Here is a 26,526-nt window from a genome sequence, read left to right on the forward strand (position 1 = left end):
CCGGGGCGGCATCGGTGGGGCACGTCGCGTCGTTAGGATGGGAGCGCGACGGACGAGTCGACCGGGCGGTCGCGTCGGCGGGCTGCGGCCCGTCGCCGAGGAACGTCCGGACTCCACAGGGCAGGGTGGTTGTTAACGGCAACCCGGGGTGACCCGCGGGACAGTGCCACAGAAAACAGACCGCCGACCCCCACTCGGGGACGGTAAGGGTGAAACGGTGGGGTAAGAGCCCACCAGCACCCCGGGTGACCGGGGTGGCTAGGTAAACCCCACCCGGAGCAAGGCCAAGCAAGGGCCGTCACCGCAAGCTGACGACCCGGCGCAGACGCTCGAGGGCTGCCCGCCCGATGTCTGCGGGTAGGCCGCAGGAGCCTGCCGGCGACGGTAGGCCGAGATGGATGGCCGCCGCCGGTGCGGGCCCCGCGAGGGGTACGCGCCGCGCACAGAATCCGGCGTACAGGTCGACTCGTCCGTCGCCCACCAGCTCAGAGCCGTGATCATGGCTCTGAGCTGGTTCTATGTTCGGGTGTCGATGGTCGTTCTTGGTCATCGTTGGCCGGCGTTTGACGCCCTGTGGACGCCCTGACGCCCTGGAGACGCCCTGAGTGCTGGCTCAGTTGGCCTCGCCTCGTGTCGGCCGGGCTGCGCTGTCGTGGGGCCTTTGAAGGGGTCGGCGCGTGGGGCTCCCGGGCAGGGGCCGGCGGCTGCGGGGGAGGGCCGGGCACGTCCTGGCCGTGGAGCTGGGTGCCGGGATGGGATGAGCCAGTGGCAAGCCAGTCCCGGGGTTGGACTGGCGCGGCAGCCGGAAGCCCCGACCACGCGACCAGTCCGACCGGCCGGCTTCCGTCACGGCCTCGCCGGGTCTGGTCCCTCTGGTTGATGGGGCGGTGTCCCGGCGGCTGTCGGCGGCTTACCGCCCCGGTGCCGCAGGCATCCGGGGCGGATTGCCGCCGGCCGGGCTTGCCGCCCCGCACCGCGCGGAGCGCGGTGCCTTGATCCATAACAGAGCTATTCGGCAGTTGTGCCAACCTGTCGCTAGGTGACGATATTTACTGCACCATCTCCATCCACCTCGAACAGTACGTCGCCAGTTTCGTCTGAAGGCTCCGAAAGCTGGCCTGCCTTGATCGCGTCTACTCTGGCCAGAAAGTCTTTATGGGCACGCTTTGTTAGATCTAAGAGCCCGTGCCAGGTCTGATGTGACACCCGCGGATCCGATGCTAGTGAAGACTTTGCCACCGCTCCGAGGCTGTCGATGTGGTCTGCGACAAACGTCAGGCGACGAATTGGGAACTGGTTGCCAAGTTCGGGGTTGTGGTCGAGGAAATCTTCTAGAGCTTGCAGGTAGTCGACTCCTCGCGCGTACTCGCCATTTGTGAGATGGTAATCGAGCCGCTTGATTTCCACAATCCAAAGAACGCCAGAGTCGTTTAGCATTACGAAGTCTGGCTCTTTCCTCTCGTTGTCGATGGCCGAGGTTACGACAGTTTGACCGAACTTCTTGAAATACCAGGACTCGAAGCTTGCGCGAACGCGTTTAAGCGATTCGTTCATGCCGAGCGGCGTCCACTCTGGTGCAAGAATCCACGGGGCTTGTTCGATCAGTTCTTGCAGGGGGCGTTCCAGGGTGGACCGGTCCGCAACGAGTTCTTCCAGCTTGGCGATAACATCCAGTCGCTCTTCTGCAACCTGGCCGAGTGAGTACATTTCCAATAAGCGGGCGCGTTGGAATAGCACCATCACTGCATCGATTGTCGTAGCTGTCGTTTCTGCGACTTCCCGGAGAGTGCCGAGAAGCGTGCGGTGCGGAGCAATGGCTATAGCGAGGTCGGCAATTCGGTCCACATGGTCCTGATCCTCAAGGGCTTCCGGATCAACATCCTTTACCAGAAGTTTAGCCGCCTCATTTACAGAGTCGCGGAGCTCGGGCTCTTTTGCTGATATCTTTCCCAGCTTTTTGTCAAGCTGGGCCTTCTGTTTGAAATCGGTCCACTTTTCCTTGCTGAGAGCCTTCTCTGCCTGCTTGCCAAGTTCTTTTATCAGGCGCTGGCCCCAGCTCCTTAAGGCTTCACCTTGGTCAGACGCCCATATGATGTCTTGGCGGTCTGAGCGCACGAGATCGTCCTCTTGGTCTAGCCATTCAGCATGGATTTCCCCCACTAGATACGAGCGCATCTTAAATTCGCCAGTGAAGCCCGCTCCGATATCGAAGTCCCTAGTCTGGGCAACGATCTTCCCTCGGGCATAAATGCGGACCCCGGCCATTGCGGGGTCTTTGTATGGCTTGCGTGCGTATGCCACGAAGCCAGTAACGGGAAGGAAGGTATCTTCATACGGGACTGGCCGCCCGCTTAGATCGATTTGCGTATCCTCAAGGTAATCGATCTTAAGCGTGCCTAGCTCAAAGGGGGCACCGCTGCTGAGCGAATCATAGATGGTCACTTTCCAGTCATCGCGGGTTAGACCGAATCGTGCACACAGTTGACGATCTAGTTCTTCTCGACTGGGTACCCGCTTGCGGAAGAAATCCCGAAGCTTAATTGTAGTGCCGGATTCTTCCTTATAAGTGCCGTCAAGCTCGCCCGGCTCTGGGTTGTACTCTGCATCGGTGTCTGCGAGCATTTCCGCAAGCTTCATCACGATGTGAGAAACGCGGTAGCCTCTTGGGCTCTCTTCTCCGCCTGCGGTTATTACTTCGACGGTCTGGCATATGCCAAAGGGCGCGAGCTTCCCGATGCCTTTTCGCCCCATTACGGGCCGTAGTTTATCTCTAGATTTATCGCTGCCGGTGCGCTTGCGACGGTCCGCCCCTACTGATAGGTAGTGACGATTGAGCTCGTCTGCAGTCATCCCGTGGCCGTCATCCACAATGGTGATCTCATGAGTGGCTACAACGGGTTGCGCATCTTCATAGGCTACGAGTGGTGATTGAGGTGGCGCGGCAAAAGTGCCTGAACCAGGCAAGTCGTCAGCGCTTGATACGTCGATCAGGGTGTCTGCCGGGCCTGTTTTTGATCCGCTGGAACTTAGAAATACTCCCCAAGGTAGGGTGATTTCAACCTTTTCGGCGTCCGCGTCATATGAGTTAGCGATCAACTCTGCCAGAACCGCCGTCACGCGGTCGTAAAGCTTGATGCCCAGTTTGTCGATCGTGAGACGGCTAATCTTCATCGTGTACTTGGGCTTCGATGGCTCGGCGTCACCAGGCCGACGCATCGCCGGCACGCGGTGGGATGTAGTCTCGATGGGCTGACCCAAAGCTTCCCCACCTGCAAATTCAGCCGGCTCCTGCATTCGTTGCACCTGACCCTCCATGGTGTAAGGAAGTATCGTTACTCATGGAGTGACGGGAGCGCTACCCGGTTGTAGACGTAAAACTTACAGTACGTCACGCTTTAAGTCTGACCATTGATCATGTATCATCCCCCCCGTGGACCGCCTGACATGCATCGACTTGTTTGCTGGGGCGGGCGGTGCTACCGAAGGTCTTCGTGCTGCCGGCTACGACGTGATCGGCGCAGTGGAGGTCGACCCCACCGCCGCAGCCTCCTATCGGATGAACCACCCTGCTACTAGGTTATGGCAGCGAGATATACGCGAGCTGACCGCTAGCCAGGTCAGGCGTGAGCTAGGGCTTGAGTCAGGCGGTCTAACCCTTCTCAAGGCGTGCCCTCCCTGCCAGGGGTTCTCCACCTTGGCGCGACGTGACGAGTCGCCGAGCGACAGCGCGCGAAATGACTTGGTGCTAGATGTCGTTCGATTCGTTCGAGCTTTGCGCCCTGCCGCCGTTCTATTGGAGAACGTGCCCGGATTGGAGCGAGACTCGCGGTTCAGTCGGATAAAGCTGGCAATAGAGAGAATCGGCTATTCTCTTACCTCCTTCAAGCTGGATGCCGCAGATGTGGGCGTGCCGCAACGGCGGCGTCGCTTAATTATGATTGCGATACGTGGGCGTCGAGCCCAACTTCCGAACTCCCTCCCTTCACTGCTTGGGAACTGGCTTGTTGAAGAGCCTAAAACTGCAAGAGACGCACTGGAAGAACTTGGCAAGAGTGTTCCTGCTGACGACGCGCTCAACAGACACCGCACTCACTCGTCGAAGGTGGTCGCCCGCATTTCGGCGGTCCCCGTCGGAGGCACGCGATTTGACCTGCCGGCAGAGCATCAGCTTAGTTGCCACGTAAACCTTAAGAAAAGAAGCGCGACTGCTTCCTATGGTCGGGTTCGGCTTGATGCGCCTGCTCCAACGATGACGACGCGCTGCGTTACCCCTGCCTGTGGTTCGTTCATACACCCGACCGAACATCGGGGACTTACATTACGCGAAGCTGCAGCATTTCAGACTTTCCCCCCAAGCTACCATTTCTCTGGCGATTTTGGCTCTATTGAGCGGCAAATTGGAAATGCCGTGCCAGTGCGAATGGCGCAAGTGCTTGGCGAAGCGGTTAAAGAGCTTCTGAAGAAGTCTCTCTGAAGTGACGAATTGCCTGTCAATTGCTGCGATTTGTTGTGTGCTGGACGGATCGAAATATAGCTAAGTCATCGATCTGTCAATCTGATATACGCGGATGACTTTGTGTGCTCTGCCATTTTTTCGCGTCACGAATTCGTGTTCGGTCAAAGGTGATCCTTCGTCTACCCCGAAGATGGCTGCAAGCTTTGAATCTGCGGAAATTTCGCGCTGCGTTGCTTCAAGGTCGTTTGAGTGATCTGACTGGTGGATGATGCGGTGCGGGTTTGCGTAGGTTCCCCTACCGTGTTCGGTAGTCACTGCGCCTGCATCTCGTAATACGGCTATGGCCTGCCGAATGGTGCCGCGGCTTGCCCGAAACTCGGCAGTAAGCGCGCTCTCGGCTGGTAAGAGAGCTCCGGGCGCGATAGTGCCGCCCTCGATGCGGCGTTTAAGTTCGTCGGCGATGGTGCGGTAGCGGGGCTGTCCGTAGTGCGGGGTGGGCACCTGTTCACCGTACCTGGCACTTGTTGTACCAAGTGCCAAGCAAGCGACGTGTTTCGACGTCTAGACAACTCGTCCACTTGTAGATACGTTTCCTGGTGTGCGGCCGGGGTGACGGCTCGTGTCAGGGGTGGTCGCGGTATCGGCCCTGGTCGCACCTATGCGCGGCGTCCTGCGGGACCGGTTGCGGTAGCCGCGTAGACAAGTTGGCTCGGCGGTACCCGACCCGTCCGGCGTCGGACGGTGCGCCGTGCCTTCATCCGGGCCGGCGGTCGGCCACAACCAAGCTCGTGGTCGGCCGCCGGTTCCTCGTCTACCTGTGGAGGTGCGATGTCCGGCTCTCATCGTCGACGCGGTTGGTTGTCGTCCTGGCGGCCACGCCGACGTACACCGATCCCGGCCACCAGCAGCAACACGCCGTCCGCGTCGTCCGGCGGATCGGCCGGCGCTGCGCCCTGGTGGCCGGTCGACGTCACGCGGGAACTGCCCATGCTGCGGTACGCGCCGTTGATGACGGTGGCTCAGGCACACCGAGGGCACGGCGGGCGGTGGACACGATGACCCGCCCGAGCAAGCCGGCCCCGGTCACGAGCCACCCGGACTGGTGCACGCCGGAGCGGTGCGGCTATCTGGTACCGCCGGTGATGGCGCACATGGCCCGTCGTCATCGCGGCCACATGCTCAGGGTCGGTGAGAAGCGGGCGAGTGGACTCGTCGTCACGTACCTGATCAGTGCGGAGACTCCCGGTGCTCCGCTGGTGTGCGTGCACGCGTCGTGTCGGGCGGGGAACGCCTGGGCGGAGTTGTCGCTGTCGGAGGCGGCCGAGCTGGTGGAGCAGTTGCGCGGGTTGCTGGCGCAGGCCGGCGGGCAGGGGGCCGGCGATGAGTGACGGCTTCCCCATGAACCGGCGGCTGCCGGCGTCGCCTCGGCCGGTGGTGTGTCCGCCGTGGTGCCGGGGTTGTGGCCCGAACGATCCGATGCACCGGGGGTACCTGGCCACGATCGGGCGGGAGGGAACCGGGTGGGTGAGTCTGCAACTGCTCATCGACCGGTTCACCCGCCGCGACCCGGCGATCAAGCTCGACGCGACCCACTACGGCACCACGCAAACCGTGCTCCTGACGCTCACCCATGTCGACCGGCTCATCGAGGAACTGACCCACACCCGACACGCCATGCAGGCACAGGCCGGGCGGCACGGGCGGACGGGAGAGACGCGGTGAACACCAGCAGCCGGCGGGCCGCTGCTGCGCGTGGTCCTGGTGGGCGTCGTGGGCAGGCTCCGCGTGGGGCGGTGGTGGTGCCGGCGGTGCCGGAGCGTCCGGCTGGGGGGGACCACCTGGCAGACGTTGGAACGTCTAGGGGGTACGGTGGCCGGTGTGCATGGCCGGGACTGGCGCCCTCGCTACCTGCAACTCGCGGAAGAGTTGCGGGTGAAGATCATGAGTGGGGAGCTTGCCCCCGGCACGCTGATGCCCAGCGAAACTGAGCTGGCCGAGTCGTCCGGGCTGTCCCGCACGAGCGTCCGCAACGCCATCCGCCAGCTCCGCGAATGGGGACTGGTCCGCGCGGAGCAGGGGCGCGGCACCTACGTGCGGGCACCCCGCCAGCGGGTACGCCGTCGCAATACCGAGCGGTACCAGTGGGAGAAGGACCGGGTCCTGCTCGACGAGGACGAACGGTTGAAGACCGGCGCGACCGAGCACGACACCGGCCTGACCGTCGACGACCTCAAGTTCCACGCCGAGTACACCCGCGTGGATGCCGATGAGGAGATGGCGGCGGCCCTCCAGGTCGAGCCGGGTGCGCCGCTGCTGCGCCGGGTCTACTGGACGTCGTCGCGGCACGAGAACGCGCCGCTGACCGTGTCGTACTCCTACCTTCCGTATGACCTGGTCGCCGCGAACCCGGACCTGCTCGACGAGAGTAAGGAACCCTGGCCCGGCGGCACGCAACACCAGCTTTACACCCTCGGCATCGAGCTGGACCGCATCGACGACGAGATCCGCGCCCGGCCCCCGTCGCCGGATGAGGCCGAGCTGTTGGACATCGATCCGGGCGTCTCCGTGCTCACCGTGCGCAAGACCTCCGTCGACACCACCGGCCGGGTGGTCGAGGTCGCTGACGTGGTGATGCCGGGGGACCGGACCGAGTTGGTCTACTCCCACAAACTCCAGCGGTGGAAAACTTGACGCAGCTCGTCTCGGTCATCACCCCGGTCCACGCGCCCAGCATCGAGTACCTGGCTGGCGCGTATGAGTCGCTTGCCAAGCAGGAGATGCCGCCGGGGTGGGAGTGGCAATGGCTCGTCCAGGAAGACGGACAGACCGGAGCCCTGGCCGACGTCCTGCCCGACGACCCCCGGATCAGCCTCGGCACCGGCCGACCTGGCGGGCCTGGGGTTGCACGGACCCTTGCGCTGTCCCGGGTTGACGGGGACCTCATCAAGGTTCTCGATGCTGACGACCAGTTGACCCCCGGCGCGCTCGGGCGGGACATCGCCGCGTTCGACGCGCACCCACAGATCGGGTGGACCACCTCGCGGGTACTCGACCTGCTTCCCGACGGGTCGACCGCCGGATGGGACAAAGACCCGGCCGGCGGAGTCATCGACCGAGGCGCGGTCCTGGCGTTCTGGCAGGCCAATGACTATCGGGCATCCGTCCACCCTGCGACTCTCTGCCTGCGGCGGGATCTTGTCTTCGCCCTGGGCGGCTGGATGGCTCTACCTGCCTCCGAAGACACCGGCCTCCTCCTGGCTGCTAACGCCGTCACCGCCGGGTATTTCACCCGGGAGTACGGCCTGCTCTACCGCAAATGGCCCGGACAGGTCACCAGCCAGGCCAGTCATCGGGCACCGGCTGAGTATCAGGCCCGAATGAGGGTCATCGAGGCCAGAGCCAACGCCTTGACCTCGATGCTGCCGAACGGTCTACAGATAGAACCTCTGGCGTAGCCTCGTGCTGTTTGAGTTCGCCACTTGATGACATTGTCAAGATTGGTCCTCCTGAAGAAGGACAGCCAGAAGGACTACCAGAAGTGTCACTCCGTAGATGGGGAGCCACGTTGTGCTCTTCTCTCCCAGATCCATGCTGGCCGGCAGGAAGAACGGCAGGGTGAAGAACTCGATGAGGCATAGGAACCACCAAATCGCTAGCACCCATCCCAACTTCCGGAAGACGCTTCCGACGCTAGCGGTCACGCGTTTTACGCTATCCACTCCTGCCTCTTGCGACCCTCTTGGGTGAGTCTTGAGAGCGGCTTTCGATCGAGCTTTTCGGCGATTCAGATCCGCTGAGAACCCGGCCCGACCCCGCCTCGCGGCATCAAGCAGAATCGCCAGCACTCCGATAGCCATAGCAACTAAGACGAACGATACAGAGCCAGTATGCTGACCGGCCAGGTCAAGCACCTGCCAAACGGATATCAGGATCACCGTTCCTGCGAGCGCAGAGGCTGCCCCACCGTATCCCCCAAGGATGCTCGACCCGCCAATTAGAGCAGCCGCAAACATGTAGATGGCCAGCTCTTCGGGTGCCGAATCCGCCTGTCCCGCCGAGACTGCGCTCGCCGCTCCGGATGCCGCAGCAAGTGCTCCCGCTGCGGCGAAATTGCGCACCACCGCGATCGAGGGAATCTCTCTGGAATGCGATCGTGCCAACGTGTATATGCGGCGGCCTGGAGGAAGTGCCAATAAAAGGGCGGTGAATGCGGTCACGGCGAGGTAGCTGTAGAGCATGAAATCAGCACTGGCTTCGGCTTGAGTGGCGGATATCGCTACAGGGCCAGAGGACGACAATTTATCCGATATCCACGCAAAAGCGAGCCATACGCTACATGTTGCGGCGAGGGCTGGCACGGCCCCGGTGTGAGCGGCAACAGTGCCGTTAATGGCACCTGCTACTAAGCCCAGCACAATCGCCGCAATGATTCCTGCTGATAATTCGTGTGATGCTTGCCAAACATGAGCTGCGACGAGGCCAGCGAGTCCGGAGAGCGGCGCAAGCGACGGATCGGCTGAGCCGATCATCAGAACCAATGTCTGCGCAAGAACTAGAGCTCCCAATGCAGGTGCGGCTTTCAGGATGCTTGCCATGCTGCCGTGGCCAAAGTTATTAAGGATGAAGGCAAATGCAAGGATGGTGATCCCTGCTCCGCACCACCATAGCTGCACGCCTCGGTGCCAAGGTTCAGCGATCGAACCTTGGTTCGCTGTCATCTGTTCTTCGCTATCGGGTGCCACGAAGACTCCTATGGCGTTACGGCGGATTAATCTCAGCCCACTTCTGGCTGATGGCAATTTGATCGACTTTCGCTGCTTTGCTGGTAGATCAAATCAACTGCCGATCCGTTTGTCAGTAGTTCAGTCGGCGGCGGAAGTCTTGGCGTCGACAATCAGACACATTAAGCGGGTCAAAAGAAACAAAAAGTGCGATCCAGTCATATTAGCCAGTGGCTCCCTGCTCCATTCAAGCGGATGTTCGATGAACTTGTTGACTTGTCTGCCAAGTTGGGTCTACCTTGGAGTCTCTACTTGGCAGACATGTCAACAACTTGGAGGTTGGGCGATGGCTCTGCGTGGCGGTACGAGGTTCGCCGTGCGTTGTGAGGACGTGTTCCCGGCGGGGTGCGCCTTGGTCCCCGAGTCGCTGGGTGAGGTCGAGGACTACGACGAGAAGACCGGGCGGCGTAGCCCGGCGAAGGACAAGCTGACCGGCCAGCGGGTGTGGCAGGTGCGGGTGATGGACCTGGACCCGGAGCTTGGCAAGCGTTCCCGGGAGACGACGGTCAAGATTTCCGCCGACTACCAGCCGGTGCCGCCGACGGGTGCGCCGTTCGAGGCGGTGGAGTTCGAGGGCATGACGGTGACGCCGTACGTGACCAACAACAACCGGATGGCGTACTCGCTGCGGGCGACCGGGATGCGTGCTCCGGCGGGTGTGGCGAAGAAGGCGGCGGCGTAGCCGCTGAAGGTCGGGGGCGGGGCTGTCTGGTCTTGGCGGACGGCAGCCCCGCCCCCTTGGTGTCTCTTTCCCCTGCTCTGTCGAGAGAGGTAGTGACGTGTCCAAGCGTAGGCGTTCGGCTGCCCCGGCTTCGCCTCGGTGCGAGGTGTGTCAGTCCCGGTTCGACCCGGCCACCGGTGCCGACGGTCGGTGTGGGGGGTGTGTCGGGCAGCTCGTTCTTCCGTTTCCTCCGGTCCGGGATGCGTCGGGCCGGTTCGTGTCGCTGCGGGGTGGGCGATGATGCGCCGGCCGCGTGGCGGGGTGGTGATGGTGACCGCCGGGGATCTGATGGTGGTCCGGCCGAAGCGGTTCGTCCTGCCGATGTGGCTGGTCGTGCTCGGCCTGGTGCTGCGCTGGGCCGCCCGGTTCTGCTGGTGGTGCCTGCGTCACCCGGTCACCGTGGGCCTGGCCGTGGCCGCCGTCGTCCTCTACGCCGAACACGGCTGGCCGGGCCTGGTCGTGCCGCTGGTGCTGGCGTCGGCGGTGTCGGCGTTGTGGCGGTGGCGCGATGAGGCGTCCTGGTGGCGGTGGTGCGCCGGGCCGCTGCTCGGCCGGTTCCGTCAGGTCGTCGTCTACCGGCGGGCCTGGCACGAGGCGATGACCCTGTGCGGCCTGGCCGCGACCTACAACCACCTGCCGGTCCTGCCGCAGTTGCTGCGGGTGCGCTCGGATCAGGCCCTGGACGTGCTGACCGTCCGCATGGTCCGGGGGCAGACCCCGGCCGCCTTCCAACAGGTCACCGCGAACCTCGCGTACGCCTTCGGCCGGCGGCACGCCCGGGTCTACTCCGAGCGGCCCGACACCCCGCCGACCCGTACCGGCTACTGGGCGCTGCCGCTCAGCTGGGTCGACCGGCTGCGGTTCCGGGACCGGCCCACGCTGGTCTACCTGGTCCTCGTCCGCACGGATGCGCTGCGGCCGGTGGTGCCGCCGTTCGACACCCCGCCCGTCCCTGACTTCACGGCGCTGCCGTTGGCGCGGCGGGAGGACCTGGGGACCTGGTCGCTGCACCTGCTCGCCACCCATGTGCTGGTCGGTGGGGCCACCCGTTCTGGGAAGGGCTCGGTGCTGTGGTCGCTGGTGCGGGCGTTGGCCGGTGGCATCACGTCGGGCCTGGTGCGGTTGTGGGTGATCGACCCCAAGGGCGGGATGGAGTTCGCCATGGGTCGGCCGCTGTTCGCCCGGTTCGCCTGCAAGTCGTTCGAGGCCATGGCCGATCTCCTCGACGAGGCCGTGACGGTGATGCGGGAGCGTCAGACCCGGCTCGCCGGAACGGTGCGGGTGCACACGCCGACCGAGGCTGACCCCCTGGTCGTGGTCGTCGTCGACGAGATGGCCGCGCTGACGGCGTACCTGCAAGACGTCGACCTGCGTAAGCGCATCGCCGGCTCGCTGGGGGTGCTGCTGTCGCAGGGTGCCGGGGTCGGCGTGCTGGTAGTGGCCGCGTTGCAGGACCCCCGCAAGGAGGTGTTGCCGTTCCGGGACCTGTTCCCGACCCGCATCGCCCTCGGCCTCACCGAAGCCGCTCAGGTTGATCTCGTCTTGGGCGACGGTGCCCGCAACCGGGGTGCCCTCGCGGATCAGATGCCCCGATGGGCCAAAGGCGTGGGGTACGTGATCCTGGACGGCATCCCGGAGCCGATGCGGGTCCGGTTCTCCTATGTCAGCGACGACGACATCCGCGACCTGGCGCACCGGTACCCGGCTCCGGCCGACGCGGCGGACATCCTCGCCCAGGTCGGCCGTGAGTCCACCCCGGAACCCCTCCGGCCGGCGCTGCCCCGGCCTCGACGCGGGCCACTGCTGCCCGACGCGCTGCGCACCATCCTCGACACCGACCAGGGCGAACCCCGATGACCGGCACCGACGGCCGGCGCTTCTACCGGCTGCGGACCCCCGAACCGGTCACCGCCGTGTCCGTCCGCGTCGACCCCGACCGACCCGACCCGTACCCGGTCTATCTGGCGGTCGGTGCGGGCCGGCGGCGGATGTCCCTGACCCCCGATGAGGCGTGGGCGCTGTGGCGCTGTCTCTCCGAAGCCGTCGCCACGCTCGGCACCCCTCCCGACTACATCCGCACTGATATCCGACCGGCCCGGAGGTAACCGTCATGACCACCCTTGCCCGCGTCATCAACCGGTTCCGGCGTCCGCTGCGCATCCGGCTCGTCGGCCCCGCCGACCAGACCGCCGCCGCCCTGCACGGCCTCGCGCACATGGTCAACCGCCGCCCCGACATGGCAGACCGGCGCATCCGCATCGACCTGACCATCCGCGAGAAGCCGATGCAGGAGTGGCGATGACCGCACGCACCGAAATCGCCGTACGCCTGGTGATCCTGCTCGCCATCGGCACCATGGCCGGCGCTGCCGCCTTCACCCACGTCCATGATCTGTCCGTCGCCCACGGCCAGCCCGACTGGATCGGCTGGGCCAACGCCGTAGCCGTCGAACTCATGGCGATCTACCTCGGCCTGGAACTCCGCGCCCGCCGCCGTGCCGGTCGGCCTGTCGGCTTGGTCGGCTCGCTCCTGGTGGCGTTCGCCCTGCTGTCCCTCGCGGCCCAGGTGGCGGAAGCCGAACCGTCGGTGTGGGGCTGGACCGTGGCCGCGGTGCCGTCGCTGGCGTTCCTCGCCTTGGTCAAGGTCGTCCTGTCCAACGCCCCAGCCGTGCCGCCGGCTCTCGAACCGGACCAACCCCCGGGCGACTGGTACGAGGTGCCCGAGCAGGCCACCACCGAACCCGAGCGTCCGGCTGACCCCGTGCCGCCGGCTGTCCCGGCTCCGGCTGCTATCGCTGCCCCGGCGGCCGTGCTGCCTCCGCGTGTCGTCCCGTCGAACCGGCCGCACGTCGTCGGGATCATCCGATGACGGCCGCCCTCACCGCCGGCCGGCGGCTACCGGAACTCGTGCACGACCTCGATCAACCCGACGATGTGCGCGTTGAACTCGTCCAGTTCCTCAGCCGGAACCCACAGCTCCAGGATGGTCTTCCCGCCGGCCTGCTGGACCGGGTACCGGCGCAGAAACTCCGACTCCACCCGGAAGCGGGTGACGTAGCCGACGCCGGACGCGGGCACGTTCCAGTCCCGGGCGATCATCACCGCGTAGTCCTCGTTCAGTACCGGGTAGAAGATCGGCTGATCCGGCAGACGCGGCGGCCACGCCCGCCATCCGGACTCGCGGACGAGATCCAGCTCTTTCGGTCCGGTCGGACGCCACAGCACCGTCGTACCGTCATCGCCGCTCATGTCGACCTCGCCACTCGGGTTGCTGGTGAGCCCGGACAGTACCGGCGCACCCACACCCGGAACCACCGCATTCCACTGACGGCGGGGGTGGGCCGATGACCGCTCCGACCCTCCCGGGCCTCGAACCCGTCGCCCCGACCCCGGTTGCTGTTCCTCGACCCGGGTCGCGGGCGGCCCGCATGGCGCTACCCCGCTTAGTTGACGTCCTCAAGGAGATCGCCACCGAGTACGGCGTCTGCGTGCGCCCCCTCGCCATGCGCCGCACCGACCTCGACACCGGCCTCACCGAAGTCATCGACCTGCCCTGCGGTGCCACCCGGGAAGACAAGTGCGCCCCGTGCGCCAAGAAGAACCGCCGACTGCGGCAGGCCCAGATCCGGGAAGGCTGGCACCGCGACGACGAACCCCTACCGCCGCCGGAACCGGCGACCGAGGAACAGAAGGCGCTGATCCTGCTGCGCGGGCACCTGGAGTTCTCCCGTGACGAGGCATCGCGGGCGTGCCAGTGGGGCCAGGTCGAAGACCTCGACGGGGCTATCCGTGAGGTGGAAGAGGCGATCGCGGCCGAAGGGCTCCGGGGTCGGGTCGCCCCGCCGCACGCGACCGGTGACGACGACCAGGGCGACGACGACACCGGCCCGCGTCGGAAGCGGTCGACCCGGCGTCGGCAGGATGCCCCGGAGCTGCCTCGGCGCAAGGTCGAGCGGCGCACGGTCGGTAGGACGTACACCGCTGCGGACGGCACCACCTACCGGCCGTCGATGTGGCTGACCCTCACCCTCGACTCCTACGGCCCCGTCCGCCCCGACGGCACCCCAGTCAACCCCGACCGGTACGACTACCGCCGCGCCGCCTGGGACGCCGTCCACTTCCCCCGTCTCCTCGACCGGTTCTGGCAGAACCTGCGGCGGTGTGAGGGCTGGAACGTCCAGTACGCCGGCTGCGTCGAGCCGCAACGCCGCCTCGCCCCACACGCCCACTTCGCCATCCGGGGCACCATCCCCCGCGACACCCTGCGTACCGTCGCCGCCGCGACCTATCACCAGGTGTGGTGGCCGCCGGTCGACGTCCAGCAGTACACCGCCGACCGACCCCCGGTATGGGACGAAGACGCTTCGGCGTGGGTCGACCCGGACACCCGGTACCCGTTGACCACCTGGGGCGAAGCACTCGACGCCATCGACGACAACCCGCACGCCGAACCGGTGCACGTCGTCCGCTTCGGTACCCAGGTCGACGCACGCGGCGTCATGCCCGGCACCACCGACGCCGAACGGACCATCCGGTACGTCACGAAGTACATCACCAAGCACACCGGCGACGTGCACAAGACCACCACCGACCGGCAACGCAAACACCTCGATCGGCTGTGGCGGGAACTGCGCGTCACCCCCTGCACCGACCGGTGCGCGAACTGGCTGCTCTACGGCATCCAGCCGAAGAAGGCGAACGCGAAGCTCAAGCCGGGCCGCTGTAGGGGCAAGGTCCACCAGCGGGACACCCTCGGCATCGGCGGCCGGCGCATCCTCATCTCGCGCGACTGGTCCGGCAAGACGCTCAGCGACCACAAGCACGACGTGCGGGCCTGGGTGCGGTCGCTGCTCGGTGTCACGGTCGGCCTGGATGGGGTTGCCGACCAGGGCGCCACCGTCGAACCGGTCCGGCACGCCTGGGAACTCGCCCGGCCCGATGACCCCGACGTACCGGCCATGGCCCATCGGCTGCTGCGGTCGATCAGCGAGCGTGCCCGCTGGCGCTCCGAGCTGCTCGCCGCCAAGGACCGCGCCGCGCAGCTCCCCAACGACGGATCAGCAACAGGAACGGGCGACACAACGGGGGAGGGGCTATGACGGTGGTGAACGACGGGCTCTGGACGGTGCGGGAGGTAGCGGCCTACCTGCGGGTGCCGCAGGAAACGCTGTACCGCTGGCGCAAGGTCAAGTACGGCCCGCCGGCGGCCCGGGTCGGCCGACACCTGCGGTACGAACCGGAATCGGTCCGGGCCTGGGTACGCGCGCAGGCGGCGGCCTGATGGGGCACGTGGAGGATCGCTGGTACAAGACGGTTCACCACCCGGGCGGACGACGGGAGCGGGTCAAGACGAACCTGTTCGGCAAAGGGCTGCGCTACCGGGTGCGGTACATCGGGCCGGACGGCAAGGAACGGAAGAAGTCCTACCCCGACCGGGCCAAGCGCGAGGCTGACGCGTTCCTCGTGTCGACCGAGACGGACAAGCTCCGGGGCTCCTACGTCGACCCGGTCGCCGGCCGGATGACCTTCGCCGAGTACGCCGAAACCTGGCTCCGTACCCGATCGTTCGACGAGTCGACCCGGGAGAGCACGGAGTTCCGGGTACGGAAACACCTGCTGCCGTTCTTCGGCGCGCGGAAGCTGGCTGAGATCAAGCCGGGGCACGTCCGGGAGTGGGACGCCGCGATGGTCGGCAAGCTGGCACCGGCGACCCGGGCCGTCGTCTTCGCGCACCTGCGGACCATCCTCGGCGCGGCCGTCGACGACGAGCGGATCGCCAAGAATCCGTGTTCGGCAAAGTCGGTCACCCCGCCGCGACCGGTGCAACGTCGGGTGGTGCCGTGGCGGTACGAACAGGTTTCGGCAATCCGCGGTGGCCTCGCCCGGCGGTACCGTCCGATGGTCGACCTCGGCGCGGGGTGCGGGCTACGGCAGGGCGAAATCCTGGGGCTCGGTGTCGACGACATCGACCTTGATGCGGGGTGGGTGCACGTCTCGCGTCAGGTCAAGCTCGTCCGCTCCCGGCTGGTCTTCGGGTTGCCCAAGAACGACCGGGACCGCCGGGTGCCGTTGCCCGACTCCGTCGCCCAGGCGCTGCGCCAACACCTCGACGACTTCGCCCCTGTGCCGCTCACCCTGCCGTGGGAGAACCCGGCCGACGATGAACGGGTGACGGTGCCGCTGCTGTTCACCACCACCCGGCGGGGTGCGATCAACCGGCGCACCTTCGACAACAAGAGTTGGCGACCGGCTGTCGTGGCGGCCGGCATCACGCCGACCCGGGCCACGGGGATGCACGCGCTACGCCACTTCTACGCCTCGTCGCTGCTTGACGCGGGGGAGAGCATCAAGGCCCTCGCCTCGTACCTCGGCCACGCTGACCCCGGCTTCACCCTCCGTGTCTACACGCACCTGATGCCGGCCAGCGAGGAACGCACCCGTCGCGCCATTGATGACTTAATTAAGAATGGGACGAAAAGTGATGAAACGATATGAAGGTAGCTGCGTTGCTTAGATTGCGTCCAACTATGGTTAGCCCATGCGGCCACTTGAAGATCTCCGCAACGCGGTCATCTCTAACCAGTCTAGGGCCTATGTGGATGAAGCTATCGGAGCCTACAATGTCGGCTCTTATCGGTCATCCATAATGGCGCTATGGATTGCTGTCGTTTCGGACATCATCGACAAAATTCGGGCAATGGCAGATCAGGGTGAGGCTGCTGCGGTAATTCAGCGAGATGCCCTGGCCAAGGCCATCAAGGACCGTGACGTTCTCACTCTGCAGCGGATTGAAGCAAAACTTCTTGACGAAGCCGAATCGCTTCAACTCTTCGAGAAGCGTGAGCGCGATGAGTTGGCGCGATTGAAGGAAGACAGGAATCTGTGCGCTCATCCTGCTTACGTCACCGAGGATGAACTGTTCAACCCTTCTGCTGAACTTGTTCGTCTCCACCTCCAGGTGGCGGTGGATAATCTTCTGGCGCATGGGCCAATAGTCGGAAAGCGTGCAATTGAGCGATTCAAGGCTGAGGTTTCGGGCCACTCTTTCCCCTCGGATGATTCAAAGCTAAAAGTGTATCTGTGGGAAAGCTATATCAGGCGGGCAAGTGTCAGCTTTCTTCGCAATTTCGTTAAGGTGATGGCGAAAGCTGCTCTATCCGGTGAGGTGCCGCTGCACCTTCGGTGGCGACATGTCCGCGCCCTGGTGGCGGTTCATGATCTGAGGCCAGGAGAGGTGGAGGCCCAGCTGAGGGAGTTCTTGCGTGACCGCCAGCTCGGGTTTAGTGAAGATGATCTTCTCAGATTCGTTGGTGGCCTTCTGCACGTTCCCTGCGTTCCTGCGCTTTTGCAGGAAAGCGTGCGCCATCGAATCGAGGAAATGTTGCGACGTCGACCGATCGGCGATCTTCTGATCGAAGAAGAGTTGTTCGCCTTCATTCCTCCCGAGCCTTTTGGCTCTTACCTTGCTGACCGGCTTCCTGATGCAATCGCAAGCAGTGGTTCCGAAGTTCTCGGAAGGATCAGCGATCCCGATGCTAAGCTCTTCGGTCGACTGATAGAAGAATTCAAGGATGCGTCCAGCTTCCCTTACTGTGCTGCGGTGGCCGCGTGGTTCACGGCAATGTCACCCAGCCTCGACACCGAAAAGATAGCAGCGATTCTTGATGCTGCGCGACTCACGGACCAGGCGCACAGCTCGGTGCTTACGTTGCGAGAGTTGGGGCGCTTGAAGAACGCCACCGCAGCGCATCCGGGTGCTGCTGAACTTTTCGATGCGTTTGACGAATGGAGAGCTGGGTCGCCCCGTGACTCCGACGAGGAGGGCAGCGTAGGCGGGTGACTGTGGAAGTGGTCGCCCGGAGGAGGAAAGTAGCGTCAGGCGGTTGACGCCCTGCCGACGCCCTGAGCGGGTATCTGGCGAACGGAACGCCTGCTCAGGGCACGAATCACGTTCATAATCCGGCGTACAGGTCGACTCGTCCGTCGCCCACCAGCTCAGAGCCGTGATCAAGGCTCTGAGCTGGTTCTATGTTCGGGCGTCGATGGTCGTCCAGCCATGTCCAGCCGTAGCAGGTGTGAAGCTCGGCGCGGATCTTGATGAGACGCACGAAGATCGGCCGGGTGAACTGAGGCCCGGCCGCGTCGGCCAGCCCGCCGAGTCGAAGCAGGTAACCCTCGATGATCACGCCGTGGACGATGGCCCGCGAGAAGGGTGACAGCGGCGAAGCCTCGTTCTACGGTCGTTCATTGAACGAGCGTCGAACGAAGGGATCGAGGCGATGGCCGTCACGTCACGCGAGATCGTCGAGCGGCTGCTACAGGCGGGTCGCGACCTGGATATCGAAGCGTTCGTAGAGGTGATGGCACCCGACGGGTACATCGAGTGGCCGTACCGGCCGCCCGGCGTCCCCGCGCGGGTGCGGGGCCGCGCGGAGATCCGCAGGCACCTGGCCGGGGTGGCCGGGGCGCTGGTGCGGTTCGACGAGTACCGCGATGTCGTCGTGCACGAGACCACCGACCCGGAGGTCATCATCGTGGAGTACGAGGCACACGGCGTCCTCACTGCCACCGCCGAGCCGTTCCACCAGCAGGTCATCGCCGTGTTCCGGGTGAAGAACGGGCAGGTCGTGTCGTACCGCGACTACATCAACCCGCTGCCCTTGATGGAAGCGCTCGCGAGCCTCGGCGGCACCCGCCGGACCGGTGTGTAGCTGCGGCAGGGTCAGGTGTGGTCGCGGCAGCCGACCTGGTCGCCGAGCTCCTTCGGGATGCCGTACGGGCGGCATTCCAGCGCACTGCCCTCGCCGATCTTCTTCCACCCGCTCGCCGAGTGCGTGAAGAGCAGCACGCCGTCGCCCTGTTGCGCCGGGTCGACGGCGATCACCCCGGCGGTCGCCCACTGCCGGGCACACCTGATCTGGTCGGGGTCGATCCGGTGCGTCTTTCTGTCCAGCCCCGATGCCTGCTGGAGGGTGGCGGCGCTGACCGGGCAGGCCGCCCTGGTGGCCGCCGGCGTGGCGGCCACCGCCCTACGCGTCGGGGATGGGCTGTCGGGTGACGGGGCAGCGCCGGTGGTGGCCGTTGTGCCGGGTACGGGCGACGCGGTGCCGGAACCGGCCACCGGGTCGGGTGCGGTGGTGTCGCAGGCGGCCAGAGCCGCCAGCAGGACGACGGGCATGAGGACTCGCAGGTTCTTCAGTGACATCGTTCCTCCGGTCCGGACGGCGACGCTGCTTTGTCGATACACCCCCGACCGGCGCACCAGGTTGCAGCCGGGTCGGAATCCGATCAGGTCTTCTCTCACCGTCTCGGCGGGCGGTGGAACGACAGGGGCGTCCGAGAAGTCGCCGTGGGCGGGCATCGCGCTCGGCTGGGCCGGGCATCGACGTCGCCGGCGGACGGTGCCGACGTCGATGCCCGGAGGTTCAGGTCAGGTGGCGCACCCGTGCGGCCTGTCGGCCGTGAGGTCGGCCAGCGAGCACACCCTCAACAGCGGATAGTGCGGCCCCATCACGGTGGCGGCGGTCTCCGCCGAGCTGTCCACCGGCACGTTCTGGGTGGCGTGCGGGAAACCGGCGACCGGCATCAGGTTGCGCAGCAGGACCATGTGCGGGGCCGCCGGGTAGGAGACGGAGAACGGCAGGAAGGTGGCGTCGTCCACCGCCTCGATCGCCGTCCGCTGCTGCTCCCGGCCGAGCACGTACGTGTAGTAGCCGTGCCGGTCGAGGCGGGTGTCGTCGTCGTAGCGGCAGCCGAGGCTCGCCGGCGCGTCGGTGAACCGGTTGATCACGACGGGCTTGACCTGGCCGCCGAGATTGGTGCACATCGAGAAGTAGCGCAGGTCGGTGTGCCGGCGCGGCCAGACGCCCGGATGGTTGCCGGAGACCGTGCGGGGCGCCCGGCCCCGGATCACCACGACCTGGTCCGCCGCCGGCGGAGTTACCCAGGCGCCGAGATACGCGTTGTCCGGGTTCGGCGCGAGGTTCTCCACCTCGGACGTTCGGGTGAAGAGCTTCTGCCCGGTCTCCTCCGGCAACCCCGGCCCACCTGGCCCACCCGGCCCACCTGGCCCACCTGGCCCACCTGGTCCGCCTGGTTGTCCAGGGCCCCCAGGGTGATGTCCGGGTACGCCCGGCCCGCCCCCGGGATGCCCAGGCCCGCCGGGCCCACCCGCGCCGGACCTTCCCGTGTCCGCCACCGCTGCCGTGGTGGGGGCGATGCCTCCCGAGGTGCAGGGCGGCAGGGTCTGCGGCACCCCGTCGAGGGTGAGGGTGATGATGGGCAGGACCACCGTCGCATCGCCACCGGCCGGCAGGTAGACCCGGAAGATCACCGATGCCTTCGCGCCGGGCAGGGCCTCCTCGCGGGCCAGGGGCATTCGGTTGGTCTGGCCGACGGCCACCTCGGGGCTGATGGTGAGGGTGAACCGGCCGCCCGGCGACGCGGCGGTCTGCCACGGATTCAGGCTGCCCGTGTCCGGTGTGATCAGGTAATCCGGCATGCTGGAGCTGACACCATTACGCGTGAAGTAGGTGGGCTTGTCGTCGTACACGTTGAAAGACGCGTATCTGGCGTCGGGAAAGACCCCGGAGATGGTGATTTCCAGGCCGGGCGTCACCGGATAGACGGTTGACCAGTAGGTGGCGGCGGTGTCCGGCCAGTAGGCGTTCAGGCTTGTCGCCCCGTACTTCGACGACCAGGCGCAGGTCGGCATGCTGACGGCGGCGGCGGAACGTTCCGCCTCGGCGGGGGTGGCTACCAGGGGAATGGCCAGTGCGATCAGCCCGGACAGCAACAGGAATGGCCGACGCGTGACCCGCGTCGCTGGTGCGAGTACGGAGAGTGGCATGCGTCGACTTGATCAGAAACTTGTGTCGACACAGTTACTTTCGCGGTCAATTATCGTTGCTGCGTCGAGCGCCCCGGCCCATCTGTGATAACTATTTCCCGGCAGTGATGACTATTTCGGGAAAGCCAGATCCGGGATATCTGGTCGGGTGGTGCGGTGGAGTGTGGACAGCGGCCGGGATTCGCCCGTTCAAGAAGGTCTCCGACCTGGGTGGGCAGGTGCGGCCGGCTACCCCCGGCCCGGGCGGCCGGGGGCACGGCGTGCTCCGCCGTCGCCCCCGCCGTCCGGATCAGGCCTTCATCGGTACGCGGGTCAGCAGCGCCGCGAGGCGGCCGGCCACTCCCGGAGCGTGCAGGTGTAGCCGGGCGACGTTGACGGCGTCCGTGCCGACCACGGCGAGCAGGGCCTGCTCGCTGACCGCGTAGACGCTCAGGTAACCGCCCTGGTTGCGTACCGTGGACTGTTGGAAGTCTCCCTGGCCGAGCCGCATCCCGACCTGCCGGCCGAGGCCGAAGGTGGTCGCGGCGAGCGCGGCCAGGTCGTTCGGGTCCACCTCGTTCTGCAGATTGTGCGTGATGAGCAGACCGTCGACGCCGCCCAGCACGCAGCCGTGCACCCCCGGGATCTGGTGCCGCAGTTCCGCCAGCTCGCGACCGATCGCCGGATACGGCAACGAGCGGTCCCCGGCGAGCGACGGCGGGAGCGGCCGGGCGGCCGGCAGCTTGGTGGCGCGCGCGGAGCGGCGGGGCAGGATCGTCTCGGTCTTGTCTGCGCTCACAGTTCCAGGCTCTCCTCGATGGTGCGCAGCTGGTGCCGGGCCATGGCCAGGTTGGCCCGGCTCTTGCTCACCATCAGATAGAGGAACAGGCCCTTGCCGGTGTGGCCGGTCAGCGGTCGGATCAGATGGTACTGACCGCCGAGCGTGATCAGGATGTCCTCGATCTCGTCCTCGATCTTGAGCATTTCCAGGGTGCGCATCTTGGCGCGGACGACATCGGTGTTGCCGGCGGCGGCGACGGTCAGATCGATCTCGCCGGTGCCGCCGGCCACGCCGAGGGTCATCCCGCTGTTGTAGTCGACGAGTGCCACCCCGATCGCTCCATCGATGCTCATCGCGTTCTTCAGGGCGACGTCCAGGCTAGCCACGGTGGTGTTCTCCCGGTTCGACAGGGCGGCGCCGTCGACACCTTCGTCGTCCCGCCCAGCTGACGGGCGGGGGCAGCGCCGCAAGAGGTCTGACGAGGCTCGCACACACCCTCGCCCGGTCGCATCCGGGGCAGGCGCATCGACCTGTCCGGCCGACCAGGGTCGGCCGGCGATCCCGTCAAGAGGACCATGCCGAAGGATGGTTCATCTCGGGGCGAGCTGATACCAAGTACCTGCTCCGGACGGTAGGGGCGGAAGTCCCTCATTCCCGCGCCAGTAGCCGTACCCCGGACAGCGCGGACGAGGGCTCAGCCGGACCAGGCGACGATCCGGGCCACCCGGTCGAAGTGCCGGGTCAACTCCGCGTCGAGGCGCTCCATCCGGCTCTCGTCCAGCGTCACCGCCGGCTCGTGGGTGGCGCGGGCGGCGAGCATCCGGTGGCGCAGCCCGGCCGGCGGGTGCGAGGCGAACAGCGACGCCTGTTCCCGGACCGACAACTGGCGGACCAGTGGCATGCGCCCGGCCGCCGCCGTCCTGGCCTGCGCCACCCCGGACCGCCACTGTCGTGGCCCCTGCCCGGCCCGGGACGCCTGCCGCACCACCAGGGCCACCGAGTCCCCACTGAGTAGGACGTCGAGCAGGTCGCGCGCACCGGTGCTGCCCGCCGTCCGGGCGGCCAACTCGTCGGCGAGGTACTCGGCCCGCTGACTGTCCCGCAACGCCGTCCAGACCAGCAGCAGGTGGACGCCGAAGAGCAGCCGGGACAGCACCCACGAGACCGCCCGGCCCAACGCCTCGCCGACCATCTCCAGCAACCCGCCGGCCCGGTCGGCGGGAGACGGCCGGAACAGGTCGGCGGCGTCGCCGAGCATCGTCAGTGCGGGCTGGGTGACCAGCAGCCGGCGTACGTCGCCGTTGACGAAGTGCGCCAACTCGTGGCCGATCAGCGCAACGCGCTGCGCCCCGTCGAGGGCGCCCCACAGCGGCAGCCCGAGACAGAGCACCCGCTGCCGCCGCAGCCCCACCGACGTCGAGTACGCGTTGAAGCTGTCGTCCACCCCGATCACCTGCGGCACGGGCGCTCCGACCGCCGCCGCCACCTCCGCGACCAGCGCGTGCAACTCCGGCGCGTGCGAGCGGTCGAGCACCTCCAGATCGGTGCCGAGCCGCCCGAACCGGGGCCGCAGCACCACCGCCAGCACGACCAGCACCGCCCCGGGGAACACAGCGAGATTCGGGAAAGGGTACGCGAAGAGCAGCCAGCAGCCGAGCCCGGCCAGCGCCAGCACCCCGACCGTCAACAGCAGTGAGGCGGTCGCCGTCACCACTCCCGCCGTTCCCGGTCCGGCCGATTCCAACGGGCGGCCGACGAGGTCGGCGTACTGCCGACGGTTCAGCCGGGCGGCGATCCGGTGGGTGCGTCGGTCGACCCATCCCCAGCCGAACTCGGGTGCCCGACACCCCGGGTCGTAGGCGTCCAGGTTCCACTCGCAGTCCGGGCACCAGGGCATCGCCGCACGTATCGACACCGTCGTCGTCGCGCAGCGCGGACACGTCCCCGGCTCGATCACGACGTTCGATTCTGCCAGGGGCTGTCGAAGTCGTACCACCGGCTTCTCGGCTCGCCCGATCCCGCCCACCGCCGACCATTCCGGGGTGGCGTCGCGGTCGGCGGGCCCGCCCCCACGGCCGCTCCCGGACACGGCCGACGCGGGTGCCGCCGGGACCTGATGGGACAGCCTCCGGGCAGGTCGGGACCGGTTTGACGATTCCGTCTCCGGGGCGTCCGAGCACGTCTACTGTGGAAGGGGTCGCGACCAATTGCGGCGATCCGGTGGCGGTCGGGCTGCGCCCGGTGCACAGTGATCTCATGAACGACAGCGGAAGTGGTGGGCACTACTACTGGTGCACCCGACACCACCGGGTCGAGACCGATGCCGACGTGTGCCCTGCCAAGCACGTTCTCGGACCGTATCCATCGGCTGCCGACGCGGAGAACGCCCTGCAAAAGGTGCAGGAGCGTAACGAGGCGTGGGAGGCCGAAGACGCCCGCTGGGCCGGGGAGGGCAACTGAACGGCGCGGGACGGCCCGCGTCGAGGACTCCGTGCCTCCGTGCGGAGGCACGCGGGAGCATGTCCCCAAGGAGGGAACCGAGATGGCCGAAGCAACAAAGGCCACCACCCGCCCGGCCGCGACGAAGACCGCCGCGGCGGAGCGGACCGCAGGCGCGACCCGGAGCACTGCGGCCCGCCGCTCCATCACGACCACGGCTGCGGCCCGTAAGGCGACGGCAGGCCGGGCGACGGCGAGCGCGGCGGGTGCCGGCTCGGGCCGGTCGCCGGTCGCCGGTATGGCCACGGCCAGGAAGACGGCGGCCGGCAGGACCGGCGCGGCGAAGAAGGCGACGGCGGCCAAGAGCACCGCCAAGAAGGCTCCCGCGTCGAAGTCGACGGCGAAGAAGGCCCCGGCGGCCAGGAGCACCGCGTCGAAGTCGACCGCGCGGAAGGCCCCGGCGAAGAAGGCCGCCGGCAAGACCACCGCCGCCGCCCGGAAGACCGCCGGGGCGGCGAAGAAGACCACGGCCACCGCCCGGACCACAGCGGCCAAGAAGACCACCGCGGCGAAGCGGACGACAGCGGCAGCGGCGAAGAAGACCACCGCGACCGCCCGCACCGCGGCGAAGAAGACCACGGCCGTGAAGAAGACGGCGCCCGCGAAGACCACGGCGGCCCGGAAGACGACGCCCGCGAAGACGACGGCGGCCCGGAAGACCACGACGGCGAAGAAGACGACGCCCGCGAAGAAGACCGCCGCCGCGAAGAAGGCACCGGCCAGGAAGTCGACCGCTAAGACGGCACCCGCGTCGAAGTCGACGGCGAAGAAGGCCCCAGCCCGAAAGACGAGCGCGACGACCGCCCGCAAGGCGGCGACGAAGGCGACAGCAAGGAAGACGCCCGCCAAGAAGGTCACCGCCCGCAAGGCCCCCGGACGTACGGCGGCAGCGCGGGCCACCGCGCCGGCCGGTGCCCGGTCACGCGCCCGGAAGGCCACCGGCTGACCGTACGGAGACCGTCGCCCGCCTGCCGGAGGGCGGATCACGCGGCACGCTGCCAGGATTGACCCGTGGTCATCCGACGTGTGCTCGCCCCCCGCATCGACTTCGGCGCGCTGCGCCGTGAGCTGGGACTGCCTGACGGCTTCCCGGCCGCGGCGCAGCGCGAGGCGGACGAGGCGGCCGCCGCCCCGCCGCCCGCCGTGGCCGACCGTACCGACGTCCCCTTCGTCACGGTCGACCCGGCCACCTCCCGCGACCTGGACCAGGCGATGCACCTCGGCCGCCGGCCCGGCGGCGGCTACCGGGTGCGGTACGCGATCGCCGACGTCGCCACCCACGTCCGCCCCGGTGGTCCACTGGAGGAGGAGACCTGGCGGCGCGGGCAGACCGTCTACCTGCCCGACGGCAACGTGCCGTTGCATCCGCCCACCCTCAGCGAGGGGGCCGCCAGCCTGCTGCCCGACGTCGACCGGGCGGCGGTGCTCTGGACCATCGACCTCGACGCCGACGGGGCCACCGTCGCCGTCGGGCTGGAGCGCGCCCTGGTCCGCAGCCGCGCCAAGCTGGACTACCCGGGGGTGCAGGTGGCCGCCGACGCCGGCCGGCTCCCCGAACCGATCGCACTGCTGCCCGAGATCGGTGCCCTGCTCACCGCCCGTGGCCTGCGTCGGGGTGCGGTCAACCTGCCGCTGCCCGAGCAGGACGTCGAGCCCGACGGGGACGGCTGGCGGCTGGTGCTGCGCGGTCCGGGCCCGATGGAGGACCACAACGCCCAGATCTCCCTGCTCACCGGGATGGCCGCGGCGGACATCATGCTCGCCGGCCGGATCGGGCTGTTGCGGACCATGCCGGCGCCGAAGCCGGAGGCGGTGGACCGGCTGCGCGCGGCGGCGGCCCCGCTGGGCGTGCACTGGCCGGACGGGGTACGGGTGGGCGAGGTGCTGGCCGGGTTGGACGCCTCGCAACCCCGGGCCGCCGCCTTCGTCGACCAGGCGGCCGAGCTGATGCGTGGTGCGGCGTACACGGCGTTCGACGGCGAGCTGCCCGAGCAGCCGCAGCACGGCGGGGTCGCCGCCGCGTACGCCCACGTCACCGCCCCGCTGCGTCGGCTCGCCGACCGGTACGCCACGGAGGTCTGCCTGGCCCTGCACGAGGGTCGCCCGGTGCCGGAGTGGGCCCGGACGGCGCTGCCCCGGCTGCCGGAGGCGATGGCCTCGACCGACCGGACGGCGGGCACGGCCACCCGGGGTGCGATCGAGTTGGCCGAGGCGGTGCTGCTGGAACACCGGGTGGGGGAGACGTTCTCGGCGGCGGTGCTGGACACCGACGCGCCCCCGAACGGCCAGTCGAAGCCCGGCCGGGTCCCCGGCGGGACGGTGGCGCTTGACGATCCGCCGGTGCGGGCCCGCTGCACCGGGGAGCTGCCGCTGGGCGAGCGGGTCACCGTACGCCTGGTCACCGCCGACCCGGTCGACCGCAAGGTCCTCTTCGCCCGCGCCTGAACTCCCCGGCCCGCGT

At 67.0% G+C, this 26,526-nt stretch carries 28 protein-coding genes and 1 other RNA gene; 19 read left to right on the forward strand and 10 right to left on the reverse strand.

The genetic code is table 11. From position 1 onward, the window contains the following. Nucleotides 1–53 precede the first annotated feature (53 nt). Nucleotides 54–473: RNase P RNA component class A (rnpB, locus tag AC0AIB_RS20065), an RNA gene on the forward strand. Nucleotides 474–1,035: 562 nt separating this feature from the next. On the opposite strand, the gene AC0AIB_RS20070 is transcribed toward rnpB, so the two are convergent. Then, a complete protein-coding gene (locus tag AC0AIB_RS20070; RefSeq protein WP_465097246.1) occupies nt 1,036–3,294 on the reverse strand; it encodes an ATP-binding protein in 2,259 nt (752 codons plus the stop codon). Nucleotides 3,295–3,430: 136 nt separating this feature from the next. On the opposite strand from AC0AIB_RS20070, the gene AC0AIB_RS20075 reads away from it, so the two are divergent. After that, nucleotides 3,431–4,474, forward strand: a complete 1,044-nt coding sequence (locus AC0AIB_RS20075) for a DNA cytosine methyltransferase (RefSeq protein ID WP_204959415.1) — start codon at nt 3,431–3,433, stop codon at nt 4,472–4,474. Between the two features lie 60 nt (nt 4,475–4,534). Here the strand turns inward: AC0AIB_RS20075 and AC0AIB_RS20080 are convergent, their stop codons facing one another. Further along, on the reverse strand, nt 4,535–4,957 hold the full coding sequence (locus tag AC0AIB_RS20080; protein ID WP_204959414.1) for a GntR family transcriptional regulator: 423 nt from the start codon (nt 4,955–4,957) through the stop codon (nt 4,535–4,537). Nucleotides 4,958–5,511: 554 nt separating this feature from the next. Between AC0AIB_RS20080 and AC0AIB_RS20085 the strand changes: the two genes are divergently transcribed. From AC0AIB_RS20085 to AC0AIB_RS20100, 4 genes are all read left to right on the forward strand, one after another. Then, entirely contained in the window at nt 5,512–5,844 is a 333-nt protein-coding gene (locus AC0AIB_RS20085) for a hypothetical protein (protein ID WP_255597805.1), read from the forward strand. Nucleotides 5,845–5,980: 136 nt separating this feature from the next. After that, a complete protein-coding gene (locus tag AC0AIB_RS20090) occupies nt 5,981–6,178 on the forward strand; it encodes a precorrin-4 C11-methyltransferase (RefSeq protein ID WP_465097231.1) in 198 nt (65 codons plus the stop codon). A gap of 156 nt (nt 6,179–6,334) precedes the next feature. Further along, entirely contained in the window at nt 6,335–7,147 is an 813-nt protein-coding gene (locus tag AC0AIB_RS20095) for a GntR family transcriptional regulator (protein ID WP_465097247.1), read from the forward strand. Further along, the gene (locus tag AC0AIB_RS20100) at nt 7,135–7,911 is read left to right on the forward strand and encodes a glycosyltransferase family 2 protein (protein WP_465097232.1); all 777 of its coding nucleotides are present in this window, start codon (nt 7,135–7,137) and stop codon (nt 7,909–7,911) included. Before AC0AIB_RS20095 ends, AC0AIB_RS20100 begins: the two co-directional genes overlap by 13 nt. Nucleotides 7,912–7,947: 36 nt before the next feature. On the opposite strand, the gene AC0AIB_RS20105 is transcribed toward AC0AIB_RS20100, so the two are convergent. Then, on the reverse strand, nt 7,948–9,198 hold the full coding sequence (locus tag AC0AIB_RS20105; protein ID WP_465097233.1) for a hypothetical protein: 1,251 nt from the start codon (nt 9,196–9,198) through the stop codon (nt 7,948–7,950). A gap of 325 nt (nt 9,199–9,523) precedes the next feature. On the opposite strand from AC0AIB_RS20105, the gene AC0AIB_RS20110 reads away from it, so the two are divergent. From AC0AIB_RS20110 to AC0AIB_RS20130, 5 genes are all read left to right on the forward strand, one after another. Next, nucleotides 9,524–9,919, forward strand: coding sequence for a transcriptional regulator (locus tag AC0AIB_RS20110; RefSeq protein WP_104113758.1), 396 nt, complete (start codon nt 9,524–9,526; stop codon nt 9,917–9,919). A 279-nt stretch (nt 9,920–10,198) separates the two neighbouring features. Next, a complete protein-coding gene (locus AC0AIB_RS20115) occupies nt 10,199–11,815 on the forward strand; it encodes an FtsK/SpoIIIE domain-containing protein (RefSeq protein WP_465097234.1) in 1,617 nt (538 codons plus the stop codon). Then, the gene (locus AC0AIB_RS20120) at nt 11,812–12,063 is read left to right on the forward strand and encodes a hypothetical protein (RefSeq protein ID WP_208565251.1); all 252 of its coding nucleotides are present in this window, start codon (nt 11,812–11,814) and stop codon (nt 12,061–12,063) included. The genes AC0AIB_RS20115 and AC0AIB_RS20120 overlap by 4 nt, the downstream gene beginning before the upstream one ends. A gap of 5 nt (nt 12,064–12,068) precedes the next feature. Continuing rightward, nucleotides 12,069–12,260 (forward strand): hypothetical protein, encoded by a 192-nt coding sequence (locus AC0AIB_RS20125; protein ID WP_208565250.1) that lies wholly within the window; start codon nt 12,069–12,071, stop codon nt 12,258–12,260. Further along, the gene (locus AC0AIB_RS20130) at nt 12,257–12,826 is read left to right on the forward strand and encodes a DUF2637 domain-containing protein (RefSeq protein ID WP_465097235.1); all 570 of its coding nucleotides are present in this window, start codon (nt 12,257–12,259) and stop codon (nt 12,824–12,826) included. Before AC0AIB_RS20125 ends, AC0AIB_RS20130 begins: the two co-directional genes overlap by 4 nt. A 26-nt stretch (nt 12,827–12,852) precedes the next feature. On the opposite strand, the gene AC0AIB_RS20135 is transcribed toward AC0AIB_RS20130, so the two are convergent. Then, the gene (locus AC0AIB_RS20135) at nt 12,853–13,206 is read right to left on the reverse strand and encodes a hypothetical protein (protein WP_194822074.1); all 354 of its coding nucleotides are present in this window, start codon (nt 13,204–13,206) and stop codon (nt 12,853–12,855) included. 95 nt (nt 13,207–13,301) lie between these two features. Here AC0AIB_RS20135 and AC0AIB_RS20140 point away from each other — a divergent pair, with 95 nt between their 5' ends. From AC0AIB_RS20140 to AC0AIB_RS20155, 4 genes are read left to right on the forward strand one after another with little or no spacing between them, the layout of a single operon-like run. Next, nucleotides 13,302–15,056: a replication initiator gene (locus tag AC0AIB_RS20140; RefSeq protein WP_465097236.1), complete on the forward strand. Its 1,755-nt coding sequence runs from the start codon at nt 13,302–13,304 to the stop codon at nt 15,054–15,056. Continuing rightward, nucleotides 15,053–15,238 carry a helix-turn-helix transcriptional regulator gene (locus AC0AIB_RS20145; RefSeq protein ID WP_364310734.1) on the forward strand — a complete coding sequence of 62 codons (186 nt, stop codon included), beginning with the start codon at nt 15,053–15,055 and terminating at the stop codon, nt 15,236–15,238. The genes AC0AIB_RS20140 and AC0AIB_RS20145 overlap by 4 nt, the downstream gene beginning before the upstream one ends. Next, a complete protein-coding gene (locus AC0AIB_RS20150) occupies nt 15,238–16,452 on the forward strand; it encodes a tyrosine-type recombinase/integrase (RefSeq protein ID WP_465097237.1) in 1,215 nt (404 codons plus the stop codon). The genes AC0AIB_RS20145 and AC0AIB_RS20150 overlap by 1 nt, the downstream gene beginning before the upstream one ends. 43 nt (nt 16,453–16,495) lie before the next feature. Beyond that, a complete protein-coding gene (locus tag AC0AIB_RS20155; protein ID WP_465097238.1) occupies nt 16,496–17,797 on the forward strand; it encodes a hypothetical protein in 1,302 nt (433 codons plus the stop codon). A gap of 112 nt (nt 17,798–17,909) precedes the next feature. Here AC0AIB_RS20155 and AC0AIB_RS20160 read toward each other — a convergent pair whose 3' ends face one another. Then, a complete protein-coding gene (locus tag AC0AIB_RS20160) occupies nt 17,910–18,143 on the reverse strand; it encodes a hypothetical protein (RefSeq protein WP_465097239.1) in 234 nt (77 codons plus the stop codon). A 93-nt stretch (nt 18,144–18,236) separates the two neighbouring features. On the opposite strand from AC0AIB_RS20160, the gene AC0AIB_RS20165 reads away from it, so the two are divergent. Continuing rightward, complete coding sequence (locus AC0AIB_RS20165) at nt 18,237–18,668, forward strand: nuclear transport factor 2 family protein (RefSeq protein ID WP_328344131.1); 432 nt, start codon at nt 18,237–18,239, stop codon at nt 18,666–18,668. Between the two features lie 11 nt (nt 18,669–18,679). On the opposite strand, the gene AC0AIB_RS20170 is transcribed toward AC0AIB_RS20165, so the two are convergent. From AC0AIB_RS20170 to AC0AIB_RS20190, 5 genes are all read right to left on the reverse strand, one after another. After that, entirely contained in the window at nt 18,680–19,162 is a 483-nt protein-coding gene (locus tag AC0AIB_RS20170; protein WP_328344132.1) for a hypothetical protein, read from the reverse strand. Nucleotides 19,163–19,387: 225 nt separating this feature from the next. Continuing rightward, nucleotides 19,388–20,806: a hypothetical protein gene (locus AC0AIB_RS20175; protein ID WP_465097240.1), complete on the reverse strand. Its 1,419-nt coding sequence runs from the start codon at nt 20,804–20,806 to the stop codon at nt 19,388–19,390. Between the two features lie 289 nt (nt 20,807–21,095). After that, the gene (locus AC0AIB_RS20180) at nt 21,096–21,584 is read right to left on the reverse strand and encodes a roadblock/LC7 domain-containing protein (protein ID WP_328344136.1); all 489 of its coding nucleotides are present in this window, start codon (nt 21,582–21,584) and stop codon (nt 21,096–21,098) included. Beyond that, the gene (locus tag AC0AIB_RS20185; protein WP_465097241.1) at nt 21,581–21,952 is read right to left on the reverse strand and encodes a hypothetical protein; all 372 of its coding nucleotides are present in this window, start codon (nt 21,950–21,952) and stop codon (nt 21,581–21,583) included. The genes AC0AIB_RS20180 and AC0AIB_RS20185 overlap by 4 nt, the downstream gene beginning before the upstream one ends. 308 nt (nt 21,953–22,260) lie before the next feature. Beyond that, nucleotides 22,261–23,481 carry a M48 family metalloprotease gene (locus AC0AIB_RS20190; RefSeq protein WP_328344139.1) on the reverse strand — a complete coding sequence of 407 codons (1,221 nt, stop codon included), beginning with the start codon at nt 23,479–23,481 and terminating at the stop codon, nt 22,261–22,263. Nucleotides 23,482–23,822: 341 nt separating this feature from the next. On the opposite strand from AC0AIB_RS20190, the gene AC0AIB_RS20195 reads away from it, so the two are divergent. The 3 genes from AC0AIB_RS20195 to AC0AIB_RS20205 all read left to right on the forward strand — a co-directional run bounded on the left by AC0AIB_RS20195 (nt 23,823) and on the right by AC0AIB_RS20205 (nt 26,510). After that, a complete protein-coding gene (locus AC0AIB_RS20195) occupies nt 23,823–24,026 on the forward strand; it encodes a hypothetical protein (protein ID WP_088644869.1) in 204 nt (67 codons plus the stop codon). 82 nt (nt 24,027–24,108) lie between these two features. Next, the gene (locus tag AC0AIB_RS20200) at nt 24,109–25,011 is read left to right on the forward strand and encodes a histone (RefSeq protein ID WP_465097242.1); all 903 of its coding nucleotides are present in this window, start codon (nt 24,109–24,111) and stop codon (nt 25,009–25,011) included. Between the two features lie 65 nt (nt 25,012–25,076). Next, nucleotides 25,077–26,510: an RNB domain-containing ribonuclease gene (locus AC0AIB_RS20205; RefSeq protein ID WP_465097243.1), complete on the forward strand. Its 1,434-nt coding sequence runs from the start codon at nt 25,077–25,079 to the stop codon at nt 26,508–26,510. Nucleotides 26,511–26,526: the final 16 nt, after the last annotated feature.

The sequence above is a fragment of the Micromonospora sp. DSM 43699 genome, assembly GCF_055517075.1.